Origin of the sequence: Streptomyces coryli, assembly GCF_011044975.1 — a bacterium.
GTDB classification, from domain to species: domain Bacteria; phylum Actinomycetota; class Actinomycetes; order Streptomycetales; family Streptomycetaceae; genus Streptomyces; species Streptomyces coryli.
Genome location: NZ_JAAKZV010000373.1, coordinates 1 through 5,567, shown reverse-complemented (window position 1 = coordinate 5,567; position 5,567 = coordinate 1). Strand labels below are relative to the sequence as shown.

Sequence of the window (5,567 nt, the reverse complement as noted above, 5' to 3'; positions counted from 1 at the left end):
GGTGGTGGGCAGGCCCGCAGTCCCGTCCGAAGTCCCCTCCGCAGTCGCGTCCGTATTCGCGTCCGTGGGCGCGTCCGCAGACGTCTCCGCCGACCCGCTCGCCGCCGCGGCCGCTTCCTCCGGCGCGGCAGCGGTCTCGGCCTCCCGCTCCTCCCCGGCCGCCCGCTCTCCGGTGAGCTCCTCGACATCCGCCCACGCATGATTGACCATGTCCGCCGCGATGCCGCTCCAGCCCACCTCGGTGCGGTCGGGTATCTCCCGTACGCCCTCGCGGTAGTCCGCCATCCAGGAGAGCACGGCGCGTACGTACATGGGCGCGTTGTGGAAGCTGCGGATCGCCTGGTGCAGGTCGGCGTCGCGGGTCAGGTCGCGGCCCGGGGCGCAGAGGAAGCGGCCCGCGGTGAGCGCGGCGTCGTGGATGTTCTGCGGGTCGGGCTCCGCCTCCGGGGTGCCGCCGGCCGCCCACAGCGCCCAGACGGCGGTACTGAGCTGCATCGGCCCCACGGTCTCCGCGCCCCGCCGCTCGCCGTCGATCGGCTCCAGCATGGTGCCGTCGGGGTCCACGGCGCCGCCCCAGGCGTGGCCGGACTCCACCATGCCGATGGCGGCCAGGAGTTCCCAGGGCAGGTGGCACTCGGGATGCGTCTCGCGCAGGCTCGCGGCGGCGGCGCGGTAGGCGGCGAGCGGCGTCGCCGGGATCGCGGGGCGCTCCGGCTCCTGGCCGGCGTCGCCCGTGGGCTCCTCATCGTCTCGGCTCATCAGGCGCGTCTCCTCCCGGCGCGGCTCCGTGCCCCTGCGGCGTGGCGGCTGCCCCCGTTCCGGCCGCCTGGGGCGGGAAGGATTCTCGGCACCAAACGACTGCGGAACGTACCGGGGGCTGCATACAGGGTCAATATGGATGCGGATGTACGGGACCTGCAGGGCCGAAAGCTATCACCGAAGTGCAGGGATGACTCCTGGTGTTTGTCATCTGACGCGTACTCAACTGTGCAGACCAAGATCGATTGTCAGTGCCTGGTTCTAGTGTTCTCGGCATGACGCGAACCGCAGTGACTCTCGCATACCGGACACCGTCCGCGCTCGAACCGAGCGCGGGCGGCAGCCTGTTGGGACTGCAGACGGCGGGCGGCTCGAGCCCGCGCGGTGCGATGGCCCATCCGTCGTTCTTCGCCGGCTTCATAGCCTCGCCGCGGGTGTACGCGGCCGGGCTGCTGTCGGTCGCCGACGTGGCCGCCGCGCGCTATTACCGGCCCGAGCGGCGGGCCTCCCTGGACCCGGTGGTGACCGGGAACGGGGACCGCCTGCGCTTCGAATCCTTCTCCGGCTGCTGCGGCGTGCACGCCCGCCTGGACGTGCTGGCCGAGGGCCTGGAGGGCCGTACGACCGAGCGCGGCACGACGAACGTCGACGTCAACAACCCCCTCCGCGAGGCCCTCACCCGGCTCGCCCCGGACGAGCCGCTGCATCTGCGGGTCGGCCCGGACGAGTTGGCCGTCACCACGGCCGCCGAAGGCCCCCTGGTGGAGAAGAAGGTGCCGCTGCCGGACCGCTGGGTGCGCGGCTTCGCCGAGACGCAGGTGCTGGCCGCGGGCTTCGACCTGCGCGCGGAGCTGGACGCCGCGCAGGCGGTGCGCTTCCTGCGCTCGCTCCCCGCCGGGGGCACGGCGAAGGCGGGCGCGCCGGCCGGCTGGCGGATACCGGCGCCGGGCGGCGTGCTGCGGCCCACCAGCCGCGCCGTCCCGGGCGCGGTGTGCCTCGCGGGCCCCGAGCGGCTGGGCGCGCTGCGCCGGGTGCTGCGGCACATCACCGGGTTGCGGGTGTACGGACCGCCGGTGCGGGCCGGCAGCGAACCGGTCGCGTCCGCCTGGGAGGTGGGGCTGCCCGGGATGCGGCTGACGCTCACCCTCTCGCCCGGCGTCTCGCGCGGCTTCTCCGGCGAGGGCGCGGTCCTGCAGTCGCTCGCGTCCGACACGGCGGCGGAGGACGCCGAACTGCTCAGCGTCCTGCTCGCCTGGGAGGCGCGCGTCGAAATCGCCGAACTAGGCGCCCAGGCCGGCCTGGACACCGCCCGGGTGCGCGACGCCCTCACCCGCCTCGGGACGGCCGGGCGGATCGGGTACGACGTGGCGGAGGCGGCGTACTACCACCGCGAGCTGCCGTACGACGCGGACCGGGCGGAGGCGCACAACCCGCGGCTGCGGGACGCGCGAGCGCTGGTGGGTGCCGGGGCGGTGGAGCTGGACGGGGACACGGGCGTGGTCAGGTCCGGCGAGCAGGTGTACCGGGTGCACGAGCGGGACGGAGTGCTCGGCTGTACGTGCCCGTGGTGGGCCAAGTACCGCGGCGGGCGCGGGCCGTGCAAGCACGCGCTGGCGGTGCGGCTGGTGCGGCGGGGCGAGCTGGTGGCGATGGCCGGGGGTGTGGCATGACGGTGACGGTGGATACGGAGATGGCGGAGGCGGCGGGCGCTGCGACGACTCCCTCGGCTGCTGTGACGTCGGCGGCGGCAGCGACATCCGAGATGGCGACGACCGAGCACGCGCAGCAGTTCTTCACCGAGCGGCTGTGGAAGGCGGTGCGCGGCGGTGACGTGGAGCGGACCGTCAGGGCGCTGGAGCGGCTGGATGACGGCGTACGCCGTTCGCTGCTGCCGGAGTTGAAGGAGCTGCGTGCCGAATACCGGCGCGAGGAGGGCTGGAGCGACAACTGGCGGGAGCGGCGGCTGGCGCTGCTGTTCGCGGGAGCCGGCTGCCAGACCGGCGCGGCGGCGGCCGCGACGTGGCTGGCGGCGCGGGATCTGCGGCGGTGGTCGAGGGCGCTGCCCCACGAGCACGTCGTTCGGGTGCTGCGGCACCGGGACCCCGGGTGGCTGGGCGATGTGGCGCACCGGCTCGCCGCCCGTCCAACCACCGCCGCCGAGGACTACGAGGTGATCCGTGCCCTCGCGGAGCGCTCCGGCGGACCGATGCCGGCGACCGACGGTTTCGTGGAGGGCTGGGCGTGGGCGAAGTCGGTCTGGAACCAGAACAGAACCGACGAGTCGCTCCTGGACCGGCTGCGGGCTGATCCGATAACGCCCGATCTCGCCCCGCGCCTCCTCTCCGATGTGGAGATAGGTGGCCGGGTCATGGCCTGGAGCATGGAGGATCATCCCGCCGCCTGGACCGGCGCGATCCCCCGCCTGTGTGCGGAGGGGCTCCTGAAGCGCGCGGACGTGCTCGACACCTGCATTGCCACGCTGCTGCGCGGCGGCCGTCCCGCCGCGCTGCGCCCCTTCCTGTACCTGGTGACGTATCTGCGGCCGACCCCGGAGGAGTCGGCGGCGCATCTGGACGACTGGGCGGCGCTGGCGGCGGACGCCCCGTCCACCGTGGCCGGTTACGCGCAGGAGCGGCTCGCCGAGCTGCTCGCGGACGGAGGGCTGTCGGCGGAGCGGCTGGCCGATGTATCGGCCGGGGTCCTCTTCCGTACGGAGAAGAAGCTCGTGCGCGCTCAACTGCAGCTGATCGACCGGGCGATCAAGAGCCGCCGGGAGGACGCGGGCGTGCTGCTGCCCGCGGCGGCGGAGGCGTTCGGGCATGGCGACGACGGCCTGCGGGAGCGTGCGGTGAAGCTGGTGCGGCGGCACCTGCCGAAGGCGGACGCGGCAGCGCATGAACGAATAGCCGAGGCGGCGGGCGCACTCACCAGAACGCAGCAGGCCGTGCTGGCGGATGCGCTGCGGGTGCCGGTCGCGCCGGATCCGGCCGGGGACACCGCGGGGCCGGAGGAGGAGTTGCTGCCCCCGCCGCCGGTGCCCGAGCCGCTCGGGCCCGCCCCCGTGGAACCCGCGGCGATCGCAGGGGAGATCGCGGTGCTGCTGGCCGGGCAGGGCACCTTCCTCGACCACGAGCGCGGACTGGACGCTCTCGTACGGGCCGCCCACCGCGACCGGGCCGGGCTGAAGGAGGCGCTCGGCTCGCTGCCCGCGCGGCACTCGTGGTGGTATGCGGAGGACGAGTACCGGCTGCAGTACTACGGGATCGGGCTGGTCGTGGACGCGGTGCTCGGCGAACTCGACCTGGAACTGCTGCGGCGCGGCCGGGAGTCGCTGACGAAGGCCGGCGAGAAGCATGTCTACGGCGCCTTCGAGCGGCTGCACACCGCGCGGCTGGTCGAGGCGGCATGGGGCATCGCCATGGACCGCCCGCTGCCGCATCTGCTCGCGACGCCGAACACCTCCGACGGCTCGATCGAGGTGGCGACGCTGCTCGACCGGCTGCGGGGGTACGCCCGGGCGGGAATGGAGCCGGAGCCGGTGGACTTGGGGCTGGCGCTGCTGCGGGTGCGGGTGCCGGGAGCCGCGGGAGCCGACGCCTCGGGCTCCGGTGCCACGGGCTCGGACTCGGCGGGCTCCGACATCGCGGCATCCGTGACCGTCGCCTCCGCGACCGCCACCTCCGCCTCCCACATCGCGGCGGCGCGTGAGCTCGGTGCGGCCGGGGAGCGGCTGGCGGACTGGCTTGCGGCGGGTGGTCTGCCCGCGCGGACGCTGGAGCGGCGGGTCGGCCGGCTTCCGGAGGGGCGGCGTGAGTGGTGGTATGCGTCGCGAAAGGTGGAAGAGCTGCTACGCATGGTCGTCGGCGAATCAGAGGTGCTGCGCCGCGACTTCCCGCAGCCGCTGGCCGGAATGGGTCGTGGCTATGACCCGTATGCACAACCGATGCGCTGGTACGAGCGTTCGGCGCGGCGCGGGGCCATCACGGTGTTCCCGCACGACCCGGAGGCGGTCGCGGCGTTCTGGCTCCCGGCCGTGGCGGCGGGCGCCGAGGAGGACACGCGCGGTGCGGCGGAGCGCCTGCCCCAGTTGGCGGAAGCTCCCGGGCGACCGGGACCCGCGGTGCACCTCGCCATCGCCTTCGGCCTGTGCGCGCGGCACCCGCAGGACCGCCTCGCGGCCACGGACGCGCTGCTGACCCTGGCGGCGCGAGGCAACCTCGACGCCACCCGACTCGGGACGGACCTGGCGGAACTGGTCCTACTGGGCGCCGGCAAGCTGACCCGCCTGGCCGACGCCACCCGCACGGCCGCACAGACCGGCGCCTGGCGCACCATCCACGCGGTGCTGACCGCCGCATTGCCACCACTCCTCACCACCGACCAGCGCCCGCACGCGCTCGGCGCCCTCCTCGCGGTGGCGGCGGACTGCGCGGAACGCGTCGGCACGGCGCGCCCACTCCCCGGCCTGGACCACTTGCCCACCGGCACGGGCTCCCAACTCGCCCGCCAGGCAGACCGACTGCGGGCGGTGGTAACGGCAGCAGAGGCGACGGCCTAGCGCGCCCGACGCACCCGGCCGGCGAGGGGCGGCGCGTCCTCCCGGCGAGGGTTGGCGGGCCGCCCCTGGCGAGGGTTGGAGCGTCCTCCCGTCCAGGTCGGCCCGCCTTCCCGGCGAGGGTTGGCGCACCGCCCCTGGCGAGGGTTGGCGTGCCCTCCCGTCCAGGTCGGCACGCATCCCGGCTCGGTCGGAACCCGGCGGGCGGTCGGCACACCTGTCCGCCCCGCCCCTCCCGCGCACCCGCGCCTCC

3 protein-coding genes are annotated in these 5,567 nt (G+C 74.7%); 2 read left to right on the top strand and 1 reads right to left on the bottom strand.

The genetic code is table 11. The annotated features are described in order from the left end of the window. Positions 1 to 759, bottom strand: a 759-nt coding sequence (locus G5C51_RS39505; RefSeq protein ID WP_165245355.1) for a lysozyme family protein, incomplete at its 3' end; no start/stop codon positions are given. 275 nt (positions 760 to 1,034) lie between these two features. Here G5C51_RS39505 and G5C51_RS39500 point away from each other — a divergent pair. Together G5C51_RS39500 and G5C51_RS39495 are read left to right on the top strand one after the other, a co-directional pair. Continuing rightward, positions 1,035 to 2,429 carry an SWIM zinc finger family protein gene (locus G5C51_RS39500; RefSeq protein WP_165245353.1) on the top strand — a complete coding sequence of 465 codons (1,395 nt, stop codon included), beginning with the start codon at positions 1,035 to 1,037 and terminating at the stop codon, positions 2,427 to 2,429. Beyond that, the gene (locus G5C51_RS39495; protein ID WP_165245351.1) at positions 2,426 to 5,317 is read left to right on the top strand and encodes a DUF6493 family protein; all 2,892 of its coding nucleotides are present in this window, start codon (positions 2,426 to 2,428) and stop codon (positions 5,315 to 5,317) included. Before G5C51_RS39500 ends, G5C51_RS39495 begins: the two co-directional genes overlap by 4 nt. The last annotated feature ends 250 nt before the right edge of the window (positions 5,318 to 5,567 follow it).

Coding starts and splice junctions, on each gene's coding strand:
- G5C51_RS39500 (WP_165245353.1), top strand. CDS start 1,035: ATGACGCGAACCGCAGTGACTCTCGCATACCGGACACCGTCCGCGCTC.
- G5C51_RS39495 (WP_165245351.1), top strand. CDS start 2,426: ATGACGGTGACGGTGGATACGGAGATGGCGGAGGCGGCGGGCGCTGCG.